This is a genomic window from Cyclobacterium qasimii M12-11B (assembly GCF_000427295.1).
GTDB classification, from domain to species: domain Bacteria; phylum Bacteroidota; class Bacteroidia; order Cytophagales; family Cyclobacteriaceae; genus Cyclobacterium; species Cyclobacterium qasimii.
In genome coordinates this window covers 164,456-190,029 of sequence record NZ_ATNM01000064.1, presented here as the reverse complement: position 1 = coordinate 190,029, position 25,574 = coordinate 164,456, and the positions used below count along the sequence as shown (strand labels likewise).

The window sequence follows — 25,574 nt, the reverse complement described above, 5'->3', positions numbered from 1 at the left end:
GATTGGTTGATAAAGGGTTACTTTTATCAATCAAATAATCGTGAAACTTAAGGTAGTATTGTATTTTAGTTTACCATAAATTCTGGAATAACATGAGCGATTATAAGCATGATCAAACGCAAAAATTTCGTTGTCCATGGTGTCTAGGGTTTGAGGATTATATCAGATACCACGACGAAGAATGGGGAGTCCCTGTATATAGTGACAGGACGCACTTTGAGTTTTTGGTATTGGAAAGTGCCCAGGCAGGCCTAAGTTGGTCGACTATTCTTAAGAAAAGGCATGGGTATGCAAAGGCCTTCAAGGATTTTGATTACCGGAAAGTGGCTGATTTTTCTGAAGAGGAAATAGCCAACCTTATTACCGATCCAAACATTGTCCGTAACCGATTAAAAATTGAAGCTGCGGTCAACAATGCCAGAAGATTTATGGAGGTTCAGGAGAAATACGGAACCTTTACAGGTTTTATGCTGGATTTTGTCGATGGAAAACCGGTACAAAATGCATGGAATAGTATGGGGGAAGTTCCGGCAACAACGGACCTGTCCAATACAGTCGCCAAAGAACTGAAAAGGTATGGATTCAAATTTTTAGGAAGTACTACTGTTTATGCACATTTACAAGCCACGGGAATAGTCAATGATCACTTGGTCCATTGTTTTCGCCATCAGGAGGTGAAACGAATGGCCAAATAAATCACTGGGTAAATAAATGGCAGAATCACATCGGCTTTAGCCACCGGGCTGCTTTTTATTTTCTACCTCAGGTCATGCTTTCCGCAAGACCTGAGGTAGAAAGTTATTATTCTCCGCCCATTAAGTCAGATTTTGTCTGGGCTTTTGATTGTTTGATTCTATAATTTAAGGTAAGGTTGATTTGCCTTTTTCTTGGAAATACATCGCCAACAGTCGTAAATCCTGGTCCTTCGAATATGTAACGGTTTCTTCTGGAATTAAACACGTCCAAAACATTAAAAATCAATGTGCCCCTTCCCTTCATTATATCTTTACTTGCTGACAGGTCCATAAAGGCTGTGGCTTTTTGTACTCCTTGGGCTACTTTTCTTCTTCCTTCATAATTTCCTCGAACTTGAAGGTCCAAGCCATTGGCAAAAGTAAATCTGGAGGTAAGCCTGGTGAACCAGGAATAGGTGTCTGCAGTATAGGTGTCTAGAACATTACTTCCGTCAATTTTGGCATAGAATAAATTAAAGTTGGCATCTAATTTCCACCACTCTACGGGGATATAATCAGTAGTGAATTCAAAGCCCATGGATTTCTCGCCAATGAGGTTTTCAGGAAGGGTTGTTGAGTTTCCTTCTGCATCTACACTTCTTATCCTTTCGATTTTATCTTTTGTATCCCTGTAGTAAACAGTTGAAAATATGGACCCCTTGTCCATGTATTTAATATGCCCTAATTCAAAGGCATCTGTATATTCAGGATTAAGGTCAGGGTTTCCACTGAAAAAATTACGAGCATCAGAAAGGGTCATAAAAGGACTTAGGTCGTTGTAAACCGGCCTTCTAATCCTTCTGCTGTAACTCACTTGGAAAGCATCATCTTGGCTTAGGTTATAGGTTAGGTGTGCGGAAGGAAAGAGATTGGCGTAATCTCGAGGGTTAATCTCATTTGAAGTAATTAAGGTAGTGGTCACATCTGTGTATTCAGCCCGCACCCCTCCTTGATAAGAGAATTTATCATGTTTGTTACCCAAAATAGCATAAGCTGCTTGAATGTTTTCATCGTATAGGAAAATGTCATCTAATCCTGGTAGGGCTTCAAAACCACCTGACTCTAACCTTTGGCTCACGATGAAATCATTTTTCATATTTCTAAAGCTACTTCTAAATCCAGTTTCAAAATTACCTTCCTTGCCAATTGGTTTTGTGTAATCCAACTGGAATAGCCATTGCCTGTCAAATTCGTCGTTTATCGCTGTTTGATAAAAAGAGGTCTCCGGAAGGGCCGTTCCTTCTGGGGAATACCCATTTTGTGTGTAGACCTGATCAGAATTTTCCCAATAGTCAAGATAAGTAATGGTACCAGTTAAAACATGACCGCTTTGCTCAAAACTTCGCTTGTACGCCAGGTTAAATTCTGAATTGGGTTCTTTTTCATCTTCATCTTGCGTGCGGAGGGTGTAGCTTTGTAAAGCCCCCCCTTCAACTTCATAGTCATTGTATCTAATGTCGGTCAGTCTTCTTGAATCACTGCGTCTCCAAAGGTAGGATCCTGTCAGTATACTATTTTCATTAAAGTAGTAATCTAAGCCAGCACGGATGTTGTTATTGATTCCACTTACTGTTCCAGTGGTAGATTGATGCGAATAAAAAGTGGTGTCCTCATTGCTAACTTCTTGCATGATAGTGCCTTCCCTTGGGGTCTTTTTATAAGCTACACCGTAATTGACAAACCAGTTGATCTTTTTGTGTCGGTAATTAAGGTTTGCTGCCAGGCCGAAGTTGTCAGGATTTCCGACGGTACCTTCAAAAGAGGCATTAAAACCTTGGGTGTTTTCTTTTTTCAATATGATATTGATTACTCCTGCCATTCCTTCGGCTTCATAGCGAGCAGAAGGGTTGGTGATTACCTCTACCGTCTCAATCATACTTGCTGGTAATTGCTGAAGCCCACTACTGCCTTTGAAACTAACCAGACCAGAAGGCTTTCCATCCACAAGGATCCGCACATTGCTTGAACCTCTTAAGCTAACCCCTCCTTCAGGGTCTACTGAAATTGAAGGTAAATTCATTAAAACATCATTAGCAGTTCTTCCGGCATTAGACAGGTCTTTACCAACATTGAAAATTCGTTTGTCTAGCGATAATTCCATTAATGTTTTTTCACCCTGCACAACGACTTCATCTAAATTCTCTGCGTCTGCTGATAGGCTAATTTCCCCAAGAATTCGTTTTCGGTTTTCCCGATTGATGGTTATTTCATTTAATTCTGAAGCCTTATAGCCCATAAATTCTACTAAAACATCGAATGTGCCTTGAGGAAGAGATATGTTAAAACTACCATCCTCTGAAGTGATACCGCCATTGATGAGTTTTCTGCTTTCTGATTCTAGAGAAAAAACACTTATAGTGGCAAAGCCTAAAGGGGCCCCTCCGTCCCCGTCTATCACTTTTCCTTGAATTTCACCAAAGTTGTCCGATTGTGAGAAAGTTGGTTGGGAAACCAAAAAGATTAGAAATAGGAATAAAAGGTTGATATTCTTCATGAGGATATTTTGGTATATTAAATAGAGGCAAATATAAAAAATCACCTTGAAGGAAGTCGGCTTTTTTACATGAATGTTCTAACTAATTGATAGGGATAAGCTTTAGTTACTAAAAATTGTGATTACCCCTCGATTCTCAGACCTGGAAAAATAATAGGCAAGTAATTGAAAACAATTTTTCACCATGGCTTAAAATAATTTTTTCACCAATAACTCATGGAGTATCACCTAAATAGTATGATTATAGCATTGTCTCCTTACTTTGATTTGGTGTGATGGATAGGATGCTTAAAACAAGCCGCATCATGGTCACCTTTACTCGGATTGAGCAAATCCAAACTCCTCCTATACTATTGGTGAAATCTGGCCAGGTAGGAGTTTTGATGCAAGAACCATTGGGGTTTGGCCTATTCCAACCCGTGTGGTAAGCTCCTCTTGTGAAAAATGAACAAATAATAGGCTGAAAAAGGATTTATTTCAGCCATTGATAAATAAGATTTTTTTTATATAACGATAATAAAGTAGATTGGCTCCGTATTTTAATTGATTAAATCGCATTTTGACAGTACCATTAATCTATGAACCCATTTAATAACCTCTTGTTTCTCCTGTTTATTACAGCTTTTTGTTGGTCATGTAGTTCTAAGGACAAGCCTTTGGAAGAATTGATTCCCATGGATCAAACCAGCCTTGAGGCCGGAGAAAATTTATTCCAGGCAAATTGTAGCAGTTGCCACTCCTTTAAGAAAAACGGTATCGGACCACATCTAGGCGGTATTACAAAGGAACAGCCACTTGATTGGATGCGCTCTTTTATTGAAAATCCTGCCGAAATGATTGACAATGGGGATGAAAGGGCACGTTTAGCTTTTGAAAGATACAAAACCTATATGCCTTCCTTTAGCCATTTAGAAGAAGATGATATAGACAATATCATTGCCTATATGCACCAGCATGAAGCACCGGCGGAGAATTTAGAAGCGGTATTGGATTCTATAGGAAACCCAATTCCAGAAAAAATACCCATGTCTGACCTGGTTGTCAACCTGGAATTGATCAGCACCATTCCTGCTTCCGCAGATAAAAAGCCTTTGACTAGAATTGCCAAAATGGATTATCACCCGATAACCAAGGACATGTACATGCTGGATTTACGGGGAAAGATGTACCTGATGGAAGGAGGGGAAACCAAATTGTACCTGGATATGGAGCAAGAAATGCCTGACTTTATAAATCAACCTGGTCTGGCCACAGGCTTTGGAAGTTTTGCCTTTCATCCTGATTTTGAAGAAAACGGATTGTTTTATACCAATCACACAGAAAAACCACATACAATTCCAGCTGATTTTGCATTTGGGGATAGCATCAAAAGCGATATGCAGTGGGTAGTGACTGAATGGAAAACAAATGATCCACTAGAAGTTCCTCTCAATACTACTGAACACAGAGAGCTTTTCAGGATAGATATGGCTTCTGCTATTCACGGAATGCAAGAGATTGCTTTCAACCCATATGCCAAAAAAGGAGACAAGGATTTCGGCTTGCTTTTTATAGGTATAGGTGATGGTGGTTCTGAGGGAAGGGGACATGCATGGATTTCCCATGGGCCTACCCAACCTTGGGGGGCCGTTTACCGGATCGATCCACTAGGAAATAACAGTAGCAATGGTAAATACGGAATCCCTGAAGACAATCCCTTCGTAGGTAATGACAAAGGCTGGATGCCAGAGATCTACGCCCATGGCTTTAGAAATCCACATAGAATTACCTGGACTAAAACGGGGGAAATTCTTGTTTCCAATATAGGTCAGGGACAAATTGAATCCCTTTACATGCTTCGACCTGGAGATGATTATGGTTGGCCTGTAAGAGAGGGTACTTTTAGGTTAAAACCAGAAGACGATTCTAACATGGTTTTTCCCTTGCCTGAAAATGAGAATTCCTTTGGGTTTTCTTATCCCGTAGCCATGTATGACCACGATGAAGGGAATGCAATTTCAGGTGGTTTCGAATATACTGGAACAGAAGTACCTGGCTTGAATGGAAAATATCTTTTTGGAGACATAACCAGAGGGAGACTATTTTATGTAAATATAGCTGATCTTGAAGTCGGCAAACAGGCGCCTATTTATGAATGGACAATTGAATATAAAGGAGTATCTATTCCCCTTGAAAAATTGGCTGGAAGTAGAAGGGTAGACCTCCGATTTGGCAAAGATGCCAGTGGAGAAATGTATCTTTTTACCAAAGCAGATGGGAAAGTTTATAAAATGGCAAGTGTAAAAAAATAGAGTGACTATGATCAGCAGAAGGGAAACCATCCTAACACTTGGTACTGTGTTCGTCTTTGCCCCATTCATGGGGATTGATTTTCGCATTAAACAGGAGTTTAGGATTGGTGCCTGCGACTGGTCTATTGGTAAAGCCTCAGATCCTGATGCCTTTAAATTGGCCAAAGAAATTGGCCTTGATGGTGTTCAGGTGAGCTTAGGGAATGTTGCCAATGACATGCACCTCAGGCAAAAAGAGATGCAGCAAATTTACCTGAAGGCAGCAAAGGAAGCCAAAGTAAAAATTGCCGGATTGGCAATAGGGGAGCTCAACCGGGTACCTTATAAATCTGCTCCTGAAACCGAGGTTTGGGTTTCAGACAGCATTGATGTAGCCAAGGCTTTGGGTTGTAAAAATGTCTTGTTGGCATTTTTCTCAGCCGGAGACCTGAGAAATGATCCTGCCGGTAAAGCTGAAGTGATTCGTAGATTAAAGAAAGTAGCTCCCAAGGCAGAAAAGGCCAATGTGGTTTTAGGAATTGAATCCTGGCTTTCTGCGGAAGAACATCTTGAGATTTTAGCAGCAGTAGGTTCTACCCACGTAAAGGTCTATTATGACCTGGCCAATGCTACAGAAATGGGTTATGATATTTTTAAAGAAATAGCCCTCTTAGGAACTGAAAATATCTGTGAAATTCACTTTAAAGAAAATGGGCAGCTGCTTGGCCAGGGAAAGGTGGATTTTGAAAAAGTAAAAGTGAGACTGGATAAAATTGGTTATAAAGGTTGGTGCATAATGGAGGGCGCCATTCCTAAGGGGATGGAGGTACTCCCAGCTTATAGAAAAAATCTGAATTTTGTTTCACAACTTATGAAATCCTAAAAAATGGTAAAGTGGTTGGTCTGTTGCAGTATTTTATTCGTGGGATTGTTTTCCTGCAATACCCGCAACCAACAGGAAGAACCACCTCTTTTATTTGTTCCTGAAGGATTGGAGGTAAGTGTATGGGCCGAAAGTCCCCTATTCTTTAATCCTACCAACATGGATGTGGATGCCAAAGGAAGAGTATGGATCACTGAAGGAGTTAACTACAGAGATTTCCGGAATGCTGATGGCCACAAGGTGCAGGACAAAGGCGACCGCGTAATGATCCTTGAGGATACCAATGGAGATGGCAAAGCAGATGCTTCAAAGGTTTTTGTTCAAGACACCTTGCTGAGAAGCCCTTTGGGTATTGCTGTGCTTGGCAACCAAGTAGTGGTGTCCTGCTCTCCAAATGTTATCATCTATACTGACGAAGATGGAGATGATATTCCAGATAGCAAAGAGATTTTTTTAACAGGATTTGGAGGAAAAGACCATGACCATGGCCTACATGCAGGACAGCTTGGGCCAGATGGAAAGTGGTATTTTATTACCGGAAATGCAGGGCCACATAAAGTGGAAGGAAAAGATGGCTGGACCCTTCGCTCAGGTAGCGTATACAATGAATTTACCCCTTACAGCACAGAGAATGTTCCTTCACAAATCAGTGATGATGGAGAAATTTACAATGGTGGCTTGGTGATAAGAATCAATCCCGATGGTACTGGTATGGAGGTAGTGTCGCATAATTTCAGAAATGCATTTGAAGTTGCGGTGGATTCTTATGGCAATATGTGGCAAAGTGACAACGATGACCAGACAGCTTCCTGTAGAACTACCTGGTTGATGGAGGGAAGCAACGCAGGATATTTCAGTGAGAAAGGTAATAGAACATGGCAAGCTGATAGAAGACCAGGTCAAACAATAGCTGAGGCACATTGGCACCAACATGATCCAGGGATTTTGCCTGTAGGCGATGTGTATGGGGCAGGTTCACCTACTGGGATGGTGAGGATTGAAGGTGATGAACTAGGAGAGCAATATAGAGGGCTATTATTAAGTGCTGATGCAGGGAGAAATATTGTGTTTGGCTATAATCCTGAAGTAATAGGCTCCGGTTATCCCCTTCAAGATAGACAAGCCTTTGTTTCCTCAGTTGACAAGGACAATACTAGTTATATTTGGCACCAGGTGGAGGAAGATACCCGAAAATGGTTCAGGCCAAGCGATGCTACAGTAGGCACTGACGGTTCATTGTTCATCGCAGATTGGTATGACCCTATCGTGGGAGGCCATCAAATGAGAGACACAGTGGGTGAAGGGAAAATTTACCGCATTGTACCAAAGGATAAAAAGTTAACACTTCCAAAAATAGATTTTACGACTACAGAAGGTCAGTTGGCTGCGCTAAAAAATCCAGCGGTTCATGTGCGTGCTTTTGCCATGCAGAAGTTAAAAGAACAAGGTGCCGCTGTTTTTCCTCAGCTTGTAAACATCATTCAAAATGATAGTAATCCCTTTTTCAGGGCCAGAGCGATCTGGACGCTGGCAGGCATGGGAGCAGAAGGGATCAATTCAAATTTGCCTTTGCTAAAAGACCCCAATCAGGAAATAGTATTGACCACGCTTAGAGCCTTGTCAGCCAATGCTCCAGAGCGCTTGCTCGACGAAGCGTTGAGGATTGCAAAGGAAGGTTCTCCATTGATTAAAAGAGAACTGGCCTTATTACTCAGAGAGGAAGACTGGGGTAAATCTTCTGAAATCTATAAAGAGTTAATCAAAGCATACGATGGGACGGATCCTTGGTACAGAAATGCATTGGGAATAGGAATGAGGGACAATGCTGAAACCTATTACTTGGCCAATGTGGCTACAATGGATCCGGCAAAATGGTCTCCTCAAATTGCCTCTTTGGTATGGGAGTGGCATCCCAAAGCTGCAATCCCTGCCTTGAAGGCCAGATTGGAGAATGAGAACTTAGAAATTGAAGAACGAGACCTGGCTTTGGAAACACTGGCTTTTATTTTCGAAAAAGAAGCAGTGGAGGCTGTAAAAACAGCAGCTGATATGGAAGGGGTACTTGGAGAAAAAGCCCAATGGTGGCTTCAATTCAGAAAATACAATGAGTGGAGCGCTTTTCTGCAAGATTGGGAGGCTCCAATTGTTTTACCTGATGCTCAGCCCAACTTATTGGCATTAAAAGGGCAACTGAAAGATAGTTTGACCAATCAGGAACAAAAGCAACTTGCATTAACTCAATTGGCGGAAAATCCTTCGGGTAGACTTCATTTGGCTTTAATGGGGGCAGAAGGTGTATTTAAAAATTATAATTTAGATTTTTCAGCTGTTAATAAGGATGAAAAAAGGCCCTCGGTGCTTAAGTTATTGAGGCATTATTTTGGAGAGGATGCAGCAATTGTTGAAGAAGAAATTTTATCCCTTGGCAAAGACCCTGTAGCAGGGAAGGTAAAAGCCATTCAGAATTGTGCTGCCTGCCACAGAATTGCTTCCTCAGGCAATGAAATTGGTCCAGACCTGAGTCAAATCGGACAAAAAATGGATTACCCAACATTGGTCAATGCCATTGCGCAACCTGATGCTGCCATAGGCTTTGGTTCGGAAGCTTATTTAATTGCACTAAAGAATGGAGCTGTACTTTTAGGTTTGCTACAATCATCAGGGCCAGTGGTCACGGTTCTGGATTTTCAAGGGCAAAGACATGTTTTGCCAGCAGAACTGGTGCTTACCAGAAAACAACTTCCCATTAGTCTGATGCCGGGCCCTTCTGAAATGCAACTTAAGGCACAAGATATCGCAGATATTGCAGCTTTCCTGATGCAAAACAATACCAGTAACTGAAAAACCTTGTAGAGTATAGGTTTTTGCTTAATTTTGCGCCTATGGCAAAATCAGGACAAAAGCAGGAAAGCGGCTTGCTAAAAGATATCATTGCCCATGCCAAAGAGTATGGGTTTGTTTACCCTTCATCTGAAATTTATGATGGGCTTCAGGCCGTGTATGATTACGGGCCTTATGGGGTAGAGTTAAAGAACAACCTTAAAAGGTTATGGTGGGAATCCATGACCCGTCTAAACGGCAATATCGTTGGATTAGATGCGGCAATATTTATGCATCCTACTACCTGGAAAGCTTCCGGCCACGTGGATAGTTTCAATGATCCGATGGTGGACAATAAAGACAGTAAAAAGCGCTATCGGGCAGATGTACTGATAGAAGAAAAGGCTGCTGGATATGAAAACGAAGGCAACCAGGAGAAAGCCAATAGTCTTTTGGCTACCATGGGAAGTTTGTTGGAGAAAGAAGATTTTACAGCACTTCGCGAATTTTTAATTGAAGAAAACATTACCTGCCCTGTAAGTGGAACCACCAACTGGACAGAAATAAGGCAATTCAACCTTATGTTTTCAACCCAAGTGGGTTCCGTATCAGAAGATTCAAGCACCATTTACCTTAGACCAGAAACGGCTCAAGGTATATTTGTGAACTTTTTGAATGTGCAGAAGACGGCCAGAATGAAAGTTCCTTTTGGTATTGCACAGATAGGCAAGGCCTTTAGAAATGAAATTGTTGCCAGACAATTTATTTTCAGAATGAGGGAATTTGAGCAAATGGAGATGCAATTCTTTGTTAGGCCTGGTACTGAATTGGAATGGTACAAGCACTGGGCTGATACGCGTATGAGCTGGCACAAGGCTTTGGGGATTCCTGAAGAAAACTAAGAAGACATGACCATGAGAAGCTGGCACATTATGCCAATGCTGCTTTGGATATAGAATACCAGTTTCCTTTTGGTTTCAAGGAAGTGGAAGGGATTCACTCCAGAACAGACTTTGACCTGAAAGCGCATCAGGAGTTCAGCAAAAAGAAACAACAGTACTTTGATCCAGAGATCAATCAGAATTACATACCATATGTAGTCGAAACTTCTATTGGAGCAGATAGATTGTTTTTGATGACCCTTTGCAATGCCCTTAAAACTGAGGAAGTTGGAGAAAAGTCAAGGTCTTACCTTGCGCTACATCCTGCCTTGGCTCCGGTTAAAGCAGCAATTCTGCCATTGACAAAGAAAGATGGCTTGCCTGATAAAGCCAAAACAATATTTGATGAGTTGAAATATGATTTCAATATTGTCTATGATGAAGCTGGATCGATAGGGAAACGTTATACAAGACAGGATTTAATTGGAACCCCGTTTTGTATTGCAGTAGATCACCAGACATTGGAAGATGATACGGTAACCATACGTCACAGAGATACCACCGAACAGGAGCGTGTGCCAATTGCTGATTTGCAAGGCAGGCTTGCTGCGGCTTGTAGTTTCAGAAATGTATTCGAGAAAATATAATTTTCAATTTTTTCACAAGCAAAAAAAGACCGGCCCAACAGCCGGTCTTTTTTTGTTGATTCCTAATCGGATTTCCTGTATTAATTTAATACCCCTTTTCATAGAGTCAGCTTGCTAAACCGGACCCTGAGCGGAGCCGAAGGGGTAGGTATAATGGATACGTCAACTTAAGGCTTCGACTCTGCTCATCCAACGGCAGTTTAGCAATTCAGCAATAAAATGCCTTTTACCGCAACTCACACTTGACAAAGGGGCGTAGAGCCTGTCCCGACAGAGTCGGGAGGGGTTATTAGGTGAACGTCAGTTTCTGAAAATCCTGTTTTAAGCGAAAAAATAACTAAAAAATGAACGTATTTTAAATGGAAATTGTAATACCTATAGAATAATAAAAGATAGTTTTATCCTTTATTATTCGAGTGAGTTTAGGTACCTTTAAAATGTATTGATAAATAAGTTAAGTTTGAATTTAAAGTACAGATAATATGGAAGTTGCATCATTTAATGAAGATTTACAATTTGGAGATAAGATCAGTACCAAAGTCATTTTGGAATCTCCGTTCTCCAAAGAAATACGCATTCTATTGAAGGAAGGCCAGGTAATGAAAGAGCATAAGACCAATTTCCCGATTGTGGTTCAGGTCTTGGAGGGAGAGATTGACTTTGGGGCTGAAGGAGAAGTACACAATTTTAAAAGTGGAGGTATTGTGGCCTTAGAAGGAAATATCCCACATGACCTGACCGCCATAAAAGACAGTGTGGTTCGCTTGACCCTTTCAAAATCGGATCAGGTAGAACGTGTAGAAAATGTAGTAAAGGAATCAAATAAATAAAGCCTGATGAAACCAATTGAAAACCGCAAAGACATCAATGTTCTGGTAAACGCATTCTATGCAAAAATCAGAAAAGACGAAGTTTTGGGTCCCATTTTCAATGGCCACATTGAGGAAGAAAGGTGGCCAGAACACTTGGAAAAGCTAACTGATTTCTGGGAAACGAATCTTTTTGGCATTGCTAAATTTAAAGGAAACCCTACGCTCAAACATATCAATGTGGACAAAAATTTAAATCATACCGTAGAGCAAAAGCATTTTGGAATCTGGCTGCAGTTATGGTTTGAAACAATAGATGAGTTGTATAATGGAGAATTGGCTGATAAAGCCAAAGAGTCCGCCAGAAGGATGGCCCATTTCCAGTTTATGGCCATATGGAACAAAAGGCCTGAAGCTGTCAAAGAGGGTTAAACCCTGAATTTGCAATGGTACTGCCATTACCTAGGATAATTGGCCGGACCCTGAGCGGAGCCGAAGGGGTAGGCGTTACGATCACGTTACCCTATGGCTTCGACTCCGCTCAGCCGCCGGCAGTTTAGCAATTCAACATTAAAACAACTTTTGCCGCAACTTCACATTGACAAGGGGCAAAGTGCCTGTCACTACAGCGCCGGGAGGGATTATTACGAAAACGTGGTGCTTTTTCAATAGGATGCCTGTTTTCATAACGCCAGCCATATAACCGGTTCCAGAGCGGAGCCGAAGGGGTAGGCATTATGATCACGTTACCCTATGGCTTCGACTCCGCTCAGCCGCCGGCAGTTTAGCAAGAAAATTTCATTTACCTAGAATCCCACTTGACAAGTGGGATAAAGGGGGGATTTCTACGGGAATGCAGTACTAACCATCATTAAAACAATTGGTTGGAAATATAGGATTACTTTATTTGCATCATTAGACTATTCAGGCTTTCTGCCAGGGTAGGATGTGCAATGGGAAGGTTTTGAATTTTATCATAGGTCACCTTACCTACCATGGCCATCTGTAGTACCGCCATGACCTCTCCTCCATCTAAACTTAAAATCGTAGCACCCAGAATTTGCTTGCTTTCAGGATCCACAATTACTTTGAAAAAACCACTTGTTTCATCCGTTTCCAGCGCTCTGCCAGCATGCTTCATGAAAAATTTGCCAATTTTATATGGGATATTTTCTTTATAGCCTCTTGCTCATTGATTCCAATTCTTGCCAATTGAGGATCAATAAAAACACAGTAAGGAAGCAGTCTGTCCTTTGATGAGATATCCTTATCCCCTTCATAGATACTTCTAAAGGCAATGTGCGCATCATTATAAGCCATATGAGTGAAAGGTGGTGAACCGGCAACATCACCCAATGCATAGATATTTGGTACACTGGTTTCAAAGATATCATTTACTGCTATATGCCCCTTCTTGCTTAGATTAACCCCGAGTGGTTCAAGACCTAAATCATTGCTGTTTGGTTTCCTTCCGGTAGCTACCAATAAATGAGTCCCTTCCACAGTTTTAGTTCCTGATTTTCCTTCCAGGTGAACTTTAAATTGATTGTTTTCGAAATTTATCTTAGTAACCGAGGTATCCAAGTGGCTGGTAATTTCATCTTCAGCAAAAATCTTTGAAATTTCCTCACAGACGTCCTTGTCTTCTTTTGGTACCAGTCTTGGAGCTTTGTCAATAATGGTGATCTTGCTACCAAATCTGTTAAACATCTGACCAAATTCCAGCCCAATATAACCCCCACCCAATATAATCAGATGCCTGGGTGTTTCCTCAAGCTCCATAATGCTGGTGCTGGTCAGGTAAGGGGTTCCTTTTAACCCTTCAATCTCAGGGATAAAAGGGGAAGAACCGGTATTGATGAAGATTTTGTCTCCTTTAATTTCAAGGTCATTTTGACCTTCTCTTACTATGATAATACTGTTCGATCCTTTTATAGTAGCTTTTCCAAGGATAATGTCTATGTTTTCTGCTTTTTCAAGGCCTTTGATTGCTCCGCCTCGAAAAGTGTTGACAATATGGTTTTTGCGGGCTTTGATGGTTTTCTGATCTATCGAGAATTCCTTGACATTTACCCCATAATCCCCTGCTCTGCCTACAAGATGCGCAACCCTGGCAGAGGCCACCATGGTTTTGGTGGGGGAACACCCATCATTGATACAAGTTCCTCCAATGACTCTCTTTTCAATGAGAGCCACTTTCAGCCCTTTTGCGCTAATTTTTTTTGCCAAAGGCATACCAGATTGCCCAGCACCAATGATGACAGCATCGTATTTCTTCATACACGTCTATTCTTTAATCTCTATCCCTTTCCAAAAAGCTACGTAATCTTTGATTTCTTTGGCAGCTTCCTTAGGAGCGGGGTAATGCCAGGCCGCATCGCGGTTGGTATCCTCTCCTATGCGAATGTGATAATAGTTTGCCCTTCCTTTCCAGGGGCAATCAGAAGTGGTTTGAGATATTTCGAAAAATTCCCTGTTCAATGATTCATTAGGGAAATAGTGATTGTTTTCCAAAAAAACAGTCTCATTGGACTCAGCGAGGATTTTTCCTTTCCAGATGGCTTTCATATTGCTAGGATTTATTTTAAAATAATATAGCCAAATCCGTGCTAGAAACAAAAAAAGCGACCTATATAGGTCGCTTTTTACTTTTTCTTTTATTTAAAAATTTGAGATTAATTACCTCTTTTTCATCTAAGAACCGATAATTCCCTCTTGGGATGTCTTTTTTGCTTAATCCAGCAAAGGTTACCCTGTCCAGTCCATTTACCTCATATCCAAAGTGAGCGAAAATTCTTCTAACAATTCTGTTTTTGCCTGAGTGAATTTCAATGCCTAAAATCATCCTGTCCTTGGAAAGCACTTGAAGGTCATCTACCTCAGTGAGGCCATCTTCCAGCGTTACACCTTCCAGTATAGCATCAACATCATTTTTCCCTATGGGTTTGTCCAAGGTTACCTGATAGATTTTCTTGATCTCATAAGAAGGGTGAGTGAGTTTAGCTGAAAGTTCTCCATCATTAGTGAAAAGCAATAGACCTGTGGTGTTTCTGTCCAATCTTCCTACTGGGAAAAGACGCTCTTCACAAGCATTTTCAACCAAGTGCATGACCGTTTTCCGCTCAAATGGATCATCAGTTGTAGTGATAAAATCCTTTGGCTTATTAAGTAATATGTAAACGGGCTTTTCGGGACGGATGGATTTACCTTTGTATTCCACCCTGTCTTTTCGAAGTACCTTATACCCCATTTCTTTTACTACACTCCCATTAACAGAAATCTCTCCTTTTTCAATGAGTTTGTCTGCATCTCTTCGGGAACAGATGCCTGCATTGGCAATGAATTTGTTAAGTCTAATTTCATCCGAATCCGTTTGAGACGTTTTTTGGATTGTTTTTAGGTTGTATACAGGTTGGGCTTCTGCTTTATTTTTACCAGCCTTAAGAGGTGAAAATGGTTTTTAAAAGGTTTTTTCGCTCTGTTCTTGTCTTCAACCTTCCCAAAAATGGGTTTTTGGTTACGCCCTCTGCCTTTGTATTCGCTTTTTTCTTCAGGCGTTTTGTCAGTGGGGTCCTTTTTTTTCGAATAGGAAGTTCGTTTTCCTGGCTCTTTTTTGTCTCCCCATGATTTTTTGGAAGAATCTCCAGTTTTATTATTGAATTTTTTCATAGTCTTGCAGCATCTCTGCTGTATTAATATAAGCTAATGTAAACGCTTAATTATTAGGTGCATTGCCCTTTTTTAAAGCGGGTGCAAATTTAGTGTTATTTAAGGGATAAATAACATAGAAATTTAAAATCAATCGGTTTGATTTCCTATTTCGTTGTCTTCAGCCTTAAAATCTTTAGGTTGTGGGAGTTCACTTAGGTCGTTGATGCCAAAATATTCCATGAATTTTGGACTGGTACCATAAATTATTGGTCTACCCAGTCCTTCAGATTTACCTTTGATGGCGACCAAGGATTTTTCGAGTAGTTTTTGGACAGAATAATCACAATTAACTCCTCGGATTTGCTCCATTTCCGATTTTGTTATCGGTTGGCGGTAGGCAATTATTGCCAGGGTTTCCAATTGGGCATTGGAAAGTCGTTTTTGAGACTGGTGTTTTTGTAGGATTGCTACACTGCTCAGGTAAGCTGGTTTCGTTAAAAATTGATAGCCCCTAGCTATTTTTTCCAAACTGAAAGAATAATCCTCAGAGGTGTATTTTTGGGTCAACACCTCTAAGGCTTCCTCAAGATGGGCCATAGGAATTTCAGTCTCAAACATTTCTGCAAGACATTTTTGAATTTCCTGTATTCCCAGAGGTTCCCCAGAACAAAACACCAGGGCTTCAATATGGCGGGGTAAATAATCCACTGTTATTTTTTACCTAGTTTTGCTTCTATACTGTGCATTGTATGTGGAACAGCTCGTAACCTCTCTTTACTGATAAGTTTACCTGTATCTACACAAACGCCGTAAGTGCCATTTTTTATTCTCCTTAAAGCATTTTCGAGATTGATAATGAATTTCTGCTGCCTGGCAGCTAACTGGCTCAAGTTTTCTCTTTCCAACGTATCTGCCCCATCTTCCAGCAATTTTGAAGTGGATGCTGTGTTTTCAGTCCCACCGTCATTTTGTTTGCTGAGTGAACGCTTTAGCTGAGATAATTCATCTTTAGCGATTGTCAGTTTTTCATTAATAAGCGATTCAAATTCCAAAAGCTCATCCTTGGAATAACTGGTTTTTTCTACCTGGCTCATAAAACATTACTTTAAAAATTTCTCTAAATTACTCTGAGTAATCTGAAATCAAAAATTTTATTTTTTAGGATACTGTTATGTAATTACTTTCTAAGTTAATTTAATTTTAAAAGAAGTGATGATAGAGAGAAAATTGTCTTTTTTATTTCCTTTTTTCTCATTCTGCTATCAAATTGTTTGGAATAATTTAGTTGAAAAAAAATGAATTGGGATTCACTTTATCTACTTGAAATATCCCTAAGAAAGTATTAATTTGAACGCTTAAACAATAATAATCCAAAATATACCTAATGAAAAGAATCATAGCAATTGTTATATGTGCATTTATCTCCTTAAATGTTTCTGCCCAGAAGGCAGATAAAGGTTGGAAGGAGCTTTTTGATGGAAAATCTTTTAAAGGTTGGTCTTTCAGCGAAAATCCTGATTCATTCAGTATTGAAGATGGTGTGGTGAAAGTGGAAGGCCCCCGGGCTCACATGTTTTATACTGGCAAATATAAAAAACATGACTTTAAGAACTTCGAGTTAAAAATGCAGGTGAAAACCATGCCCGGAGCCAATTCAGGTATTTTTGTTCACACAGAATTAAAAAAGATGATTGGCCGAGCAAAGGTTATGAAATACAGGTTAACCAAACACAAGGTGACTGGAGAAAAACCGGAAGTGTTTATAGCTTTAAGGATGTAAAAGAAACATATGTAAAAGATAACGAATGGTATACCCAGCACATCATTGTGCAAGGGGATAACATTACCGTTAAAATAAACGGTAAAGTGGTCAATGAGTTCAATGAGAAAACGGATAGAGGAGAAATTGGTGACAGTGGTAAAAGACTAAGCCATGGAACAATTGCGCTCCAAGCCCATGATCCTAAAAGTTTGATTTATTACAAAGATATCATGATTAAACCATTGCCTTAATGGGGGATAATTCAATTCCTATTTAGATACAAGTTATAGCATCCGGCTGACCATTAGGTTAGCCGGATGTTTTTGTTTTGTCCTATTCTGAATTCATTTTAAAGTTATAATCTGGCTCATCTTTAACCAAATAGCAATGCCCAAAACGTATATCCATATCCATCACCTGGCCCTTAGAGAATTTATCACAAGGGTTTTTAAGTCCCTTAATGTTCCTGTTGATGAGGCTGCTTTGGCAGCAGATGTATTGGCCTACAGTGATGAACATGGTATAGATTCTCATGGTGTAGCCAGACTAAAAACGTATTTCGATTTGCTTAAAGCCGGGAGGGTAAATCCAAGGCCAAAGCTTAAAGTAATCAGAGAAAAACATGCTGTTGCCACAATAGATGGTGACAATGGTTTGGGATTGGTCGTAGGGCCTAAATGCATGGATTTGGCAATAGAGAAAACACATCAACACGGGTCAGGATCCATAGCTGTTTGCAACACCAATCATTATGGAGCGGCAGGTTATTATCCATTAATGGCTGTGAAGGAAGATTTTATTGGCTTATCCATGACCAATACTACAAAAGGAGTAGCCCCATTTAATGGAAAGGAAAAAATGCTGGGTACAAATCCAGTTGCCTTTGCATTTCCATCTTTTAAGGAGCCAGAAGTAGTCATTGATTTTGCCAGTAGCACCGTGGCCTATGGAAAAGTGGAGATTGCCCAAAGGGAAGGAGAAAAAGTGCCTTTGGGTTGGTGTCTTGATAAAAATGGCCGACCTACAAGCAGTCCTGATGAAATGATCGATGATGGGGCTTTGTTGCCTTTAGGGAGCACAAAAGAAGGCTCTGGCCACAAAGGTTATTGTCTGGCAGGAGCAGTTGATATTTTATGTGCAGTCCTTAGTGGTGCCAACTGGGGTCCCTTTGCTACTCCTTTTGCAATCAACTCCTCTATGCCTGAAATACAGGTAGGGAAAGGAATTGGCCATTTTTTTACCGCCTGGGACATAGAAGGATTTAGGGACTTGACAGACTTCAAAAAAAGTATGGACCATTGGATTGTTACAATGAGGAATGCCGAAGCTGTAGAAGGGGCTGCCAAAGTGTTAGTGCCTGGAGATCCTGAACGAGAAGCTTATTCCATCAGAATGAAAGAAGGGATTCCTATTCATCCAATTATTATGGGCCAGTTAAAAACCATTTCGCGGTCTTGTAATGTGCCTTTGCCTTTATAAACACCTATAACCGCACAGTCTTTGTGTCCTTTTTTGGTCTGGTTTCGATTTTTTTTGATTTTATTCTATTGAAATTCAGTGGATAAATTAACTTTGTTTAATGCTGCTAAAAATTATTCTCTTCTCAGGGTTTTCAGGAATTACAGTATTTATTGGAGGATTATTGGCGAATTATTTTAACCATCATATCAAAGAAAAGCCAATTAAATATGAGATTATCCATGCGCTGATGTCCTTTGGTGCAGGAATAATATTATCAGCCTTGGCCTTGGTGTTGGTACCACAAGGAATGGAAGAACTGGAATTGTTTCCCTTGGTTGGTACCTTCCTATTTGGAGCGATTTTATTTATGCTCATTGATTGGTATTTAGCAAAAAAAGGTGGACAAGTTGCGACATTATTGGCGATGATGATGGACTTTGTGCCGGAATCCATTGCTTTAGGGGCCACTTTCGCAATAAATCCGAAAATGGCAACACTTCTGGCTGTCATTATAGGTTTGCAAAATCTTCCAGAAGCGTTTAATTCATTTAGGGGTTTGGTTCAGAGCGGTTTTACTATCCGTAAAACCCTTGTTATTTTCTTTTTTTAAGTTTTTCAGGCATAGTAGGCGCCATGATCGGTCATTTTTATTTGAGTGATTATCCAGATTTAACGGCTTACTTAATGGTTTTCGCTAGTGGAGGGATTTTATATTTACTTATTCAGGACATTATTCCAAAAAGTAAGCTGAAAAACAATTACCTCTCTTCTTTGGGTGCCATACTTGGGTTTTTGGTTGGGATCATCGGTGAAAAAATAATTTAAGGGCAGCCAAATCAATCCTTTAAACGACTTTATATTATCTTTAGGGGAGCTTAAGCTTGAACTTAAAAATCAATTTTAACATGAAATTTCTTTCTTTACTATTTTTAATTGTTTGTATCTATTCCTGTTCTGACAAACAAACGGCGGTGTTGAATACAGAAACTTTTGAGATAATCGGCTGTGGGGATGAAAATGTTGTTGTTTTCGATAAGGTGAAATCCAACAAGGATAGTCTTGTCAAAGTGTGGGAATGGAAAGCTTCTATTTCTGAGGGTTTGCCCAAGGAATACCACGCGTATTTTAATACTACTGATGATTGTAAGCCTGTTGGAGAGGACCAATTTTTAATCACCTCTTCCAGCGGAGGAGTTGCCTTGGTAAACCGTAAGGACAAGAAAACTGTTTTTTATGCACATGTTCCCAATGCCCATTCTGCAGATTTTCTTCCGGGAGGAAGGATAGTTGTAGCACTTTCCACTGCTGAAAATGGAAATGCAATTCGACTTTATGATGTCAACCAGTCAGATGAAATACTTTATTCGGATAGCCTCTATTCAGGGCATGGTGCGGTTTGGGACGAGGAGAAGAACAGTTTGTTTGCCCTCGGATTTGATCAATTAAGGGAGTACAAGCTAGCTGATTGGGAGAGTGCTCAGCCCAAATTAGAGAAAGTGAATGAATGGGAAATTCCTGATGAAAGTGGTCATGACCTATTCCTTACAAGTGATCGACGATTACTTTTAACAACTACCAATAGTGTGTGGCAATTTGATATATCAACTTCCATTTTTACTCCATTTGCACCTCTTGAGGGGATGGAGCATGTGAAATCAGTGAATTTTAATGCCGAAACAGAAGCGCTTGTGTATACTAAAGGTGAAATAAGTTGGTGGACACACCATATTTATTTTGTCAATCCAAAGGATACCTTGGAAGTGAATGACATGAAATTGTATAAAGTCAGAGTGTTATAAGTGGTGAATTGATTTCAAAGAAAAGTCTTCATGAATTCTGATTCCATCCCGTAATAAAAGGGCAATTGCATATTTCGGGTTTAAGGTTTTATGCTAAATCAATTTAAGCTTTAAATTCGATAGCTGGCTTATCTGTTTACTTAAATCTTTTATCATGAAAAAACTGATCTATTATGTAGCTATTTCTATAGATGGCTTCATTTCTGGCCCAAATGATGACATTGGCCTGTTTCTTAGTGAGGGGGAAGGGGTAACTAAATACCAGGAAGATTTGATGAAGTTCAACACGGTGATTATGGGCAGGAAAACCTATGAGTTTGGATACAAGTATGGCTTAAAACCTGGTCAAGCTCCTTACCCGCATATGGAACATTACATCTTTTCCAATAATCTTCAAATCCCTGGCTTGGCGTCAAATGTTCACCTGTCAAAAGTGGAAATTAAAAATGTAAAAGACGTAATAAGCAACTCAGATACGGATGTATACTTATGCGGAGGAGGTCAATTTGCAGGCTGGCTACTAGACAATGGTTTGATAAACCAGGTCAAATTAAAAGTCAATCCCATAGTGCTAGGCCAGGGAAAGTCACTTTTTGGAGAATCAAAAACGGCAGCTAAGCTAAAACTTGTTTCAACTGAATCCTTTCAGGAAGGATTACAAATTTTAACTTACGATCTAAGCATTTAATAAAAGAGTTTAAATTTCTAGCGATTTTAGCTTAGTCAATTTAAAAGAAGTAAATTCTTTTTACTGAAGATACTTTACATATGAAAATAGTCAGAACGGACATGGAACTAGAGCTTCCCATGGTAGATCAGGTGTTAAGAGATCAGGGGCATGAGTTGGTTTTACTTCCAGAAACGGTGTCTGAAGAAACCCTTTGCGTAGCGCTTGAAAAATGTGATGTTTTATTGATGTGTTACACCACAATTGGAGCCAAGGTAATAAATGCCACCAAACAGCTTAAAGCCATAATCAAATATGGAGTAGGAATAGATGCAATAGACATACAAGCTGCTAACAAAAAGGGAATAGTAGTGGTTAATATTCCGGAATATGCTGAAGAAACGGTGGCAGAAGGTGCGTTTGCAATGCTTCTGGCATTGGCCAAGAAAATGCCAGCTATCCAAAACACGATGAAAAATTCCTCTTGGGCCTGGCCTACCCAACATTGGATGTCTCAAGATATAGCAGGGAAAACACTGGGCATAATTGGCTGTGGCCGAATAGGTACAAGTATGGCAAGAATGGCTGGTATGGGTTTTCGAGCCAAAGTGATTGGTTACGACCCTTATAAGTCTCAGGAAGTGCTATTGAATAATGGGATTGTTAAAATTGATGCATTGGATACTTTGCTAGAACAAAGCGATTTCATTTCTTTGCATGCTGTTTTGAACAAAGAGACACATCATATTATTGGTAAAGAGGAACTTAAGTTGTTGAGAAAATCAGCAATTCTAATAAATTCAGCCAGAGGGGCGTTGATCGATGAGTTGGCTTTATTGGAGTGCTTGGAAAAAGGGCAAATTGCTGGAGCTGGTTTGGATGTTTTCAGCAATGAACCTTTAAATCAAAAAAATCATCCGCTGAAAATGCTTTATAAAATGGATAATGTGATTCTTTTTCCCCATCTCACCTTTTATACAGAAGAAGCAATGTTTAGATTGGAAAATGAAACGCTTGAACGATGTGAAGAAATTATAGGTCAAAGACCTGTTCTAATTAAATCTAAAGACCCAAGATTGCAACATCAAAAATCACTCAATACCCTATTTGTAAAATGAAAATCTTTAAATTTATCTAACCCAATGATAAAGACTTTTATAGCTTGCCGTTATTTTAGCCAGGATTAATACGATATGACAAAGGAAAGACAGTTGAATGATGAAAACCTTATGCTAATGGAAATGGCAGGTGGCAATGAAAAGCCACTGGACTATTTTTATAGTAAATATGCAGCAAAGGTGTATTCAACTGTGCTTAGTTATACAAAAAACGAGGAAGATGCGGAAGAGCTCCTTCAAGACGTTTTTGTAACCTTATTTGATTCGGCCGATAAATTTAAAAACGATGCCTCGGTAAGTACCTGGATTTATAGGATTGCTGTAAATAAGTGCCTGGACTTCTTACGAAAGAAAAATAGCTTAAAGCGTAAGGGAATATTTTCTTCGATTTTCAGCAAGGAAACAGGGGAAACGGTTATTGAACCCATAGATTTTGTCCATCCCGGAGTGAAATTAGAGAATGCTGAAGATGCAACGCTTTTGTTCAAAGTACTGGATGAGCTTACGGAAAATCAAAAAACAGTTTTTATTTTAACGCAGATGGATGGATTGCCACAGCAAGAGGTGGCGGATATAATGAAACTTAGCAGGAAATCGGTTGAGTCACTTTTACAAAGGGCAAAAGCATCAATGCGAGATAAATTAGAAAAGTTTTATCCTGAACGAGGGAAATTTCAAAAAAACACGTCAAAGTAATTATGGAAGCCTGGAAAAATAAAATAATGAATAGCCTGGAAGGTATGGAGGAAGTCCAGCCTCCTAAAGATGGCTTGTTGAAGATTAAAGAAAAATAAAGGATCAGAAAAGTAAAGGTGTAACAAAGGAACCTAGCCAATGGATGGCGGTTGCTGCTGTTATTGTGATGCTGCTCTGCGCCAATGTTTTTGTGGTTAGTGATTACTTCAAATATCAAGATAATACAGAGGAAGTGTCTACTCCCTACAGTGGCATGATCTCTGACTTTAATATTTATGACTGATGGGAAACAACGTATATAAAATCGGATTTATAAGTCTGTTAATTCTTAATGTCTTCTTGACTTTTATTTTGTGGCAGAGACCAAGATTTCCTTTTCAACAAGGGGGAGGAGATCCTGATTTGAAAGATAAAATCAGTATGGATTTGGGTCTTTCAGAGGTTCAGAAAGAAAAGTACTATGCTTCAGCGATGAGCCATCAAATGGAAATGGCTAAGCTAGAGCAAAAGCAGAGAAGGTTGGTAAAGGAATACTTTGACTTCTTGAAGCTACCTGTCGTTGATGAAGGTGATAAAAAAAACAAGCTTGATGAGATAGCGGCTACAGAAGCCAGAAAAGTTCAGACAACATTCAATCATTTTGAGGAATTGAAAAACCTGGGCGATCCAGATCAACAAAAAAAATTCGGAGATATAGTTGAAGAAATTCAACAGGTTTTGTTTAGTGATGGTAAAAAAATGCCCCCTCCTCGCAGAGATTGATCATTACTAAATATTTGTAGAAGGAAAGGAAAGGGAAAGGCATGGTAAAGTTTAGGATCAATAGCGTTGTAGTCATTTTAATTGCAGTTATGCTTTATTCTTGTAGTAACGGTGGAAGCGCTACTTCAGAAAGATTAACAGAATTACCTACTGCTTTTGCAGCTTTTGATGAAAAAAACACCACTATAATGTTGGAAGGGGATGTGATTATTATAGAATCTAATGGACTTCCCAATCATACATCGCCCTATTGGTCTAATACCACAAAAAGGGAAGCAACAGACCCAAGGGGGAATTTATTGGTGACAGAAGCTTCGTCCGCAAATCACCCACTGTTTGTAAATCCTACCTATACCAGTTTTGGGCAAATGGCTCCAGGAAATATTGATGATTTCAATGGGGCTTATACACTTATTGTTCCTGCTATTCCTGAGAAAGCATCTTCTACATCATCCACAGGTTTAGGACCAATTGGTATAGCTGTTAGCGGATCCATGATTTACAATGATGAGGAGGGACCAAGTGTGCCTTTGGATGATGCAGCTCCTTCTTTGGATTACAATGGTGCCCATACCGGCCCTCAAAGTTACCACTATCACCTGGAGCCACTGGCCTTTTCTGATGATGACGATAATCTCATCGGGATTATTTCAGATGGATTCTTTTTGTATGGCAGGAAATGTGCAAGTACAGGAGCTTATCCCAATGACCTTGATGGTTCAGGTGGGCATACCGCTATCACCAAGTACAATCAGAAGGAGGAATACCACTATCATATCCAAAATGAACTGTATTTAAATAAATATTACATTCTTTTTCCAGGGAATTACCAAGGCCGTCCAAATGCTATTAATTAAACAGATATTATGGTTCTCATTGCTTGTTCTTGGGTTTATTGCTCCGGCAGGGATACCTGATGGTGCTGCTTTAAAACCAGTTGCCTTGGAGAAAATTGTTTCGGATGAAGAACTTGTACTGAATTCCAATCAGGGGCTTGTTTATTATAAGGAAAAACCATTTACAGGGAAAGGGATTGCATCCTATTCAAAAGGAGTAGTATCAGAAGAAATCACCTATTTGAATGGTAAAAGGGATGGTTTGCTCCAACGATGGTTCGAAAATGGTCTATTGAGTTTTGAAGCCAACTATGAAAGGAATAAATTGAATGGAATGGTTAAATCCTGGTGGTCCAATGGAAATCTAAGATCTGAAGCTAATTTTCAAAACGGTCTGGTCCATGGGGTTCAAAAACAATGGTACAGCAGTGGTCAGCTTTTTAAAGTACTTCATATAGTTGAGGGTAAGGAGGAAGGCTTGCAGCAGGCATGGAGAGAAAATGGGAAACTATTTGTAAATTATGAAGCAAAGGATGGCCGTATCTATGGTTTAAAAAGAGCGAGTTTGTGTTATGAGTTGGTAGGAGAAAATGTTGTCTTGGATGAATAAATTAATAATTATATCAATCGTTTTAATGGTTACAGGCTGCGAAGCTGCTAAGGATAAAACTAGCGAGCAGGTAGCTATTGAGGCCTTGCCTTATTATGAAGAGGCTACTTTTACTCCTCAGTGGTTTTCTACTAAGGAAGAAATCCCTGAAGATTTCCATCAAATACCAAAATTCAGTCTTGTCAATCAATTGGGTGATTCCCTCACCGAGGAAGTATTTGACAATAAAATCAGTATAGTAAATTTTTTCTTTACTACCTGCCCGGGCATATGTCCTAAAATGATGGCCAATATGGACCTGGTCCAAGAGCAATTAAAGGAAAATGAGAAATTGCAGCTACTGTCCTATTCTGTGACCCCTGAAATGGATGGTGTCCCTGAACTCAAAGAATATGCTGAAAAAAATGGCATAATGAGTGACAACTGGTATTTGATCACGGGAGAGAGGGATGTAATATATGAATTAGGGAGAAACCAATTTTTTGTTGAAGAGGATATGGGCTTAGAAAAAGGGCCAGATGATTTCTTACATACCGAAAACATATTACTAATTGATGGTGAGCGTCATATTAGGGGCATTTACAATGGGCTTAACAAAACGGCGATCAATCAAATGATAGCTGACGTAGAAACGCTTCAAGCTGAATTGCTTGTTCGTTAAGAAGTAGTTTTTC

Annotated in this window: 25 protein-coding genes and 2 pseudogenes; 19 read left to right on the top strand and 8 right to left on the bottom strand. The window is 39.7% G+C overall.

Annotated features, from left to right (window positions below; translation table 11 throughout):
• The first annotated feature begins 92 nt into the window (after window positions 1–92).
• Window positions 93–695, top strand: coding sequence for a DNA-3-methyladenine glycosylase I (locus ADICYQ_RS06140; protein ID WP_040414753.1), 603 nt, complete (start codon window positions 93–95; stop codon window positions 693–695).
• 106 nt (window positions 696–801) lie between these two features.
• Here ADICYQ_RS06140 and ADICYQ_RS06135 read toward each other — a convergent pair whose 3' ends face one another.
• Entirely contained in the window at window positions 802–3,228 is a 2,427-nt protein-coding gene (locus ADICYQ_RS06135) for a TonB-dependent receptor (protein WP_020889184.1), read from the bottom strand.
• Window positions 3,229–3,806: 578 nt separating this feature from the next.
• On the opposite strand from ADICYQ_RS06135, the gene ADICYQ_RS06130 reads away from it, so the two are divergent.
• The 6 genes and pseudogenes from ADICYQ_RS06130 (at window position 3,807) to ADICYQ_RS06105 (ending at window position 11,970) form a co-directional block, all read left to right on the top strand.
• Window positions 3,807–5,519, top strand: coding sequence for a PQQ-dependent sugar dehydrogenase (locus ADICYQ_RS06130; protein ID WP_040414752.1), 1,713 nt, complete (start codon window positions 3,807–3,809; stop codon window positions 5,517–5,519).
• A gap of 7 nt (window positions 5,520–5,526) precedes the next feature.
• On the top strand, window positions 5,527–6,381 hold the full coding sequence (locus ADICYQ_RS06125) for a sugar phosphate isomerase/epimerase family protein (RefSeq protein WP_040414751.1): 855 nt from the start codon (window positions 5,527–5,529) through the stop codon (window positions 6,379–6,381).
• 3 nt (window positions 6,382–6,384) lie between these two features.
• Window positions 6,385–9,222, top strand: a complete 2,838-nt coding sequence (locus ADICYQ_RS06120) for a PVC-type heme-binding CxxCH protein (RefSeq protein WP_040414750.1) — start codon at window positions 6,385–6,387, stop codon at window positions 9,220–9,222.
• A gap of 41 nt (window positions 9,223–9,263) precedes the next feature.
• Window positions 9,264–10,729 (top strand): annotated as a pseudogene (locus ADICYQ_RS06115) (glycine--tRNA ligase).
• Window positions 10,730–11,211: 482 nt separating this feature from the next.
• Window positions 11,212–11,559, top strand: a complete 348-nt coding sequence (locus tag ADICYQ_RS06110) for a cupin domain-containing protein (protein ID WP_020889176.1) — start codon at window positions 11,212–11,214, stop codon at window positions 11,557–11,559.
• A gap of 6 nt (window positions 11,560–11,565) precedes the next feature.
• Window positions 11,566–11,970, top strand: coding sequence for a group III truncated hemoglobin (locus ADICYQ_RS06105; RefSeq protein ID WP_020889175.1), 405 nt, complete (start codon window positions 11,566–11,568; stop codon window positions 11,968–11,970).
• Window positions 11,971–12,436: 466 nt separating this feature from the next.
• Here ADICYQ_RS06105 and ADICYQ_RS28305 read toward each other — a convergent pair whose 3' ends face one another.
• From ADICYQ_RS28305 to ADICYQ_RS06075, 7 genes are all read right to left on the bottom strand, one after another.
• Window positions 12,437–12,679, bottom strand: a complete 243-nt coding sequence (locus tag ADICYQ_RS28305) for an oxidoreductase dimerization domain-containing protein (RefSeq protein ID WP_020889173.1) — start codon at window positions 12,677–12,679, stop codon at window positions 12,437–12,439.
• Entirely contained in the window at window positions 12,676–13,818 is a 1,143-nt protein-coding gene (locus tag ADICYQ_RS06100) for an FAD-dependent oxidoreductase (RefSeq protein ID WP_020889172.1), read from the bottom strand. The genes ADICYQ_RS28305 and ADICYQ_RS06100 overlap by 4 nt, the downstream gene beginning before the upstream one ends.
• A 6-nt stretch (window positions 13,819–13,824) precedes the next feature.
• Window positions 13,825–14,106: a DUF427 domain-containing protein gene (locus tag ADICYQ_RS06095; protein ID WP_020889171.1), complete on the bottom strand. Its 282-nt coding sequence runs from the start codon at window positions 14,104–14,106 to the stop codon at window positions 13,825–13,827.
• Window positions 14,107–14,167: 61 nt separating this feature from the next.
• A complete protein-coding gene (locus ADICYQ_RS28300; protein ID WP_235114422.1) occupies window positions 14,168–14,833 on the bottom strand; it encodes a pseudouridine synthase in 666 nt (221 codons plus the stop codon).
• Between the two features lie 101 nt (window positions 14,834–14,934).
• On the bottom strand, window positions 14,935–15,207 hold the full coding sequence (locus ADICYQ_RS28295; RefSeq protein ID WP_020889169.1) for a hypothetical protein: 273 nt from the start codon (window positions 15,205–15,207) through the stop codon (window positions 14,935–14,937).
• A 129-nt stretch (window positions 15,208–15,336) separates the two neighbouring features.
• On the bottom strand, window positions 15,337–15,897 hold the full coding sequence (gene scpB, locus ADICYQ_RS06080) for an SMC-Scp complex subunit ScpB (RefSeq protein WP_081652304.1): 561 nt from the start codon (window positions 15,895–15,897) through the stop codon (window positions 15,337–15,339).
• 2 nt (window positions 15,898–15,899) lie between these two features.
• Complete coding sequence (locus tag ADICYQ_RS06075) at window positions 15,900–16,283, bottom strand: TraR/DksA family transcriptional regulator (protein WP_020889167.1); 384 nt, start codon at window positions 16,281–16,283, stop codon at window positions 15,900–15,902.
• Window positions 16,284–16,573: 290 nt separating this feature from the next.
• Here ADICYQ_RS06075 and ADICYQ_RS06070 point away from each other — a divergent pair.
• The 12 genes and pseudogenes from ADICYQ_RS06070 (at window position 16,574) to ADICYQ_RS06020 (ending at window position 25,561) form a co-directional block, all read left to right on the top strand.
• Window positions 16,574–17,202: pseudogene (locus ADICYQ_RS06070) on the top strand (3-keto-disaccharide hydrolase).
• 136 nt (window positions 17,203–17,338) lie between these two features.
• Window positions 17,339–18,430 carry an Ldh family oxidoreductase gene (locus ADICYQ_RS06065; RefSeq protein ID WP_020889164.1) on the top strand — a complete coding sequence of 364 codons (1,092 nt, stop codon included), beginning with the start codon at window positions 17,339–17,341 and terminating at the stop codon, window positions 18,428–18,430.
• A gap of 100 nt (window positions 18,431–18,530) precedes the next feature.
• Window positions 18,531–19,022 carry a ZIP family metal transporter gene (locus ADICYQ_RS06060; protein WP_020889163.1) on the top strand — a complete coding sequence of 164 codons (492 nt, stop codon included), beginning with the start codon at window positions 18,531–18,533 and terminating at the stop codon, window positions 19,020–19,022.
• A gap of 23 nt (window positions 19,023–19,045) precedes the next feature.
• On the top strand, window positions 19,046–19,237 hold the full coding sequence (locus tag ADICYQ_RS28290) for a ZIP family metal transporter (RefSeq protein ID WP_235114414.1): 192 nt from the start codon (window positions 19,046–19,048) through the stop codon (window positions 19,235–19,237).
• An 80-nt stretch (window positions 19,238–19,317) separates the two neighbouring features.
• Window positions 19,318–20,211 (top strand): DUF6528 family protein, encoded by an 894-nt coding sequence (locus ADICYQ_RS06055; protein WP_040414749.1) that lies wholly within the window; start codon window positions 19,318–19,320, stop codon window positions 20,209–20,211.
• Window positions 20,212–20,365: 154 nt separating this feature from the next.
• A complete protein-coding gene (locus tag ADICYQ_RS06050) occupies window positions 20,366–20,899 on the top strand; it encodes a dihydrofolate reductase family protein (protein WP_020889160.1) in 534 nt (177 codons plus the stop codon).
• 80 nt (window positions 20,900–20,979) lie between these two features.
• Complete coding sequence (locus tag ADICYQ_RS06045; RefSeq protein WP_020889159.1) at window positions 20,980–21,996, top strand: 2-hydroxyacid dehydrogenase; 1,017 nt, start codon at window positions 20,980–20,982, stop codon at window positions 21,994–21,996.
• A 75-nt stretch (window positions 21,997–22,071) separates the two neighbouring features.
• The gene (locus tag ADICYQ_RS06040) at window positions 22,072–22,692 is read left to right on the top strand and encodes an RNA polymerase sigma factor (RefSeq protein ID WP_020889158.1); all 621 of its coding nucleotides are present in this window, start codon (window positions 22,072–22,074) and stop codon (window positions 22,690–22,692) included.
• 282 nt (window positions 22,693–22,974) lie between these two features.
• A complete protein-coding gene (locus ADICYQ_RS06035; RefSeq protein ID WP_040414747.1) occupies window positions 22,975–23,454 on the top strand; it encodes a hypothetical protein in 480 nt (159 codons plus the stop codon).
• 41 nt (window positions 23,455–23,495) lie between these two features.
• Entirely contained in the window at window positions 23,496–24,311 is an 816-nt protein-coding gene (locus tag ADICYQ_RS06030) for a YHYH protein (protein ID WP_040414745.1), read from the top strand.
• On the top strand, window positions 24,298–24,900 hold the full coding sequence (locus ADICYQ_RS06025) for a toxin-antitoxin system YwqK family antitoxin (RefSeq protein WP_020889153.1): 603 nt from the start codon (window positions 24,298–24,300) through the stop codon (window positions 24,898–24,900). Before ADICYQ_RS06030 ends, ADICYQ_RS06025 begins: the two co-directional genes overlap by 14 nt.
• The gene (locus ADICYQ_RS06020; RefSeq protein ID WP_040414743.1) at window positions 24,893–25,561 is read left to right on the top strand and encodes an SCO family protein; all 669 of its coding nucleotides are present in this window, start codon (window positions 24,893–24,895) and stop codon (window positions 25,559–25,561) included. Before ADICYQ_RS06025 ends, ADICYQ_RS06020 begins: the two co-directional genes overlap by 8 nt.
• Window positions 25,562–25,574: the final 13 nt, after the last annotated feature.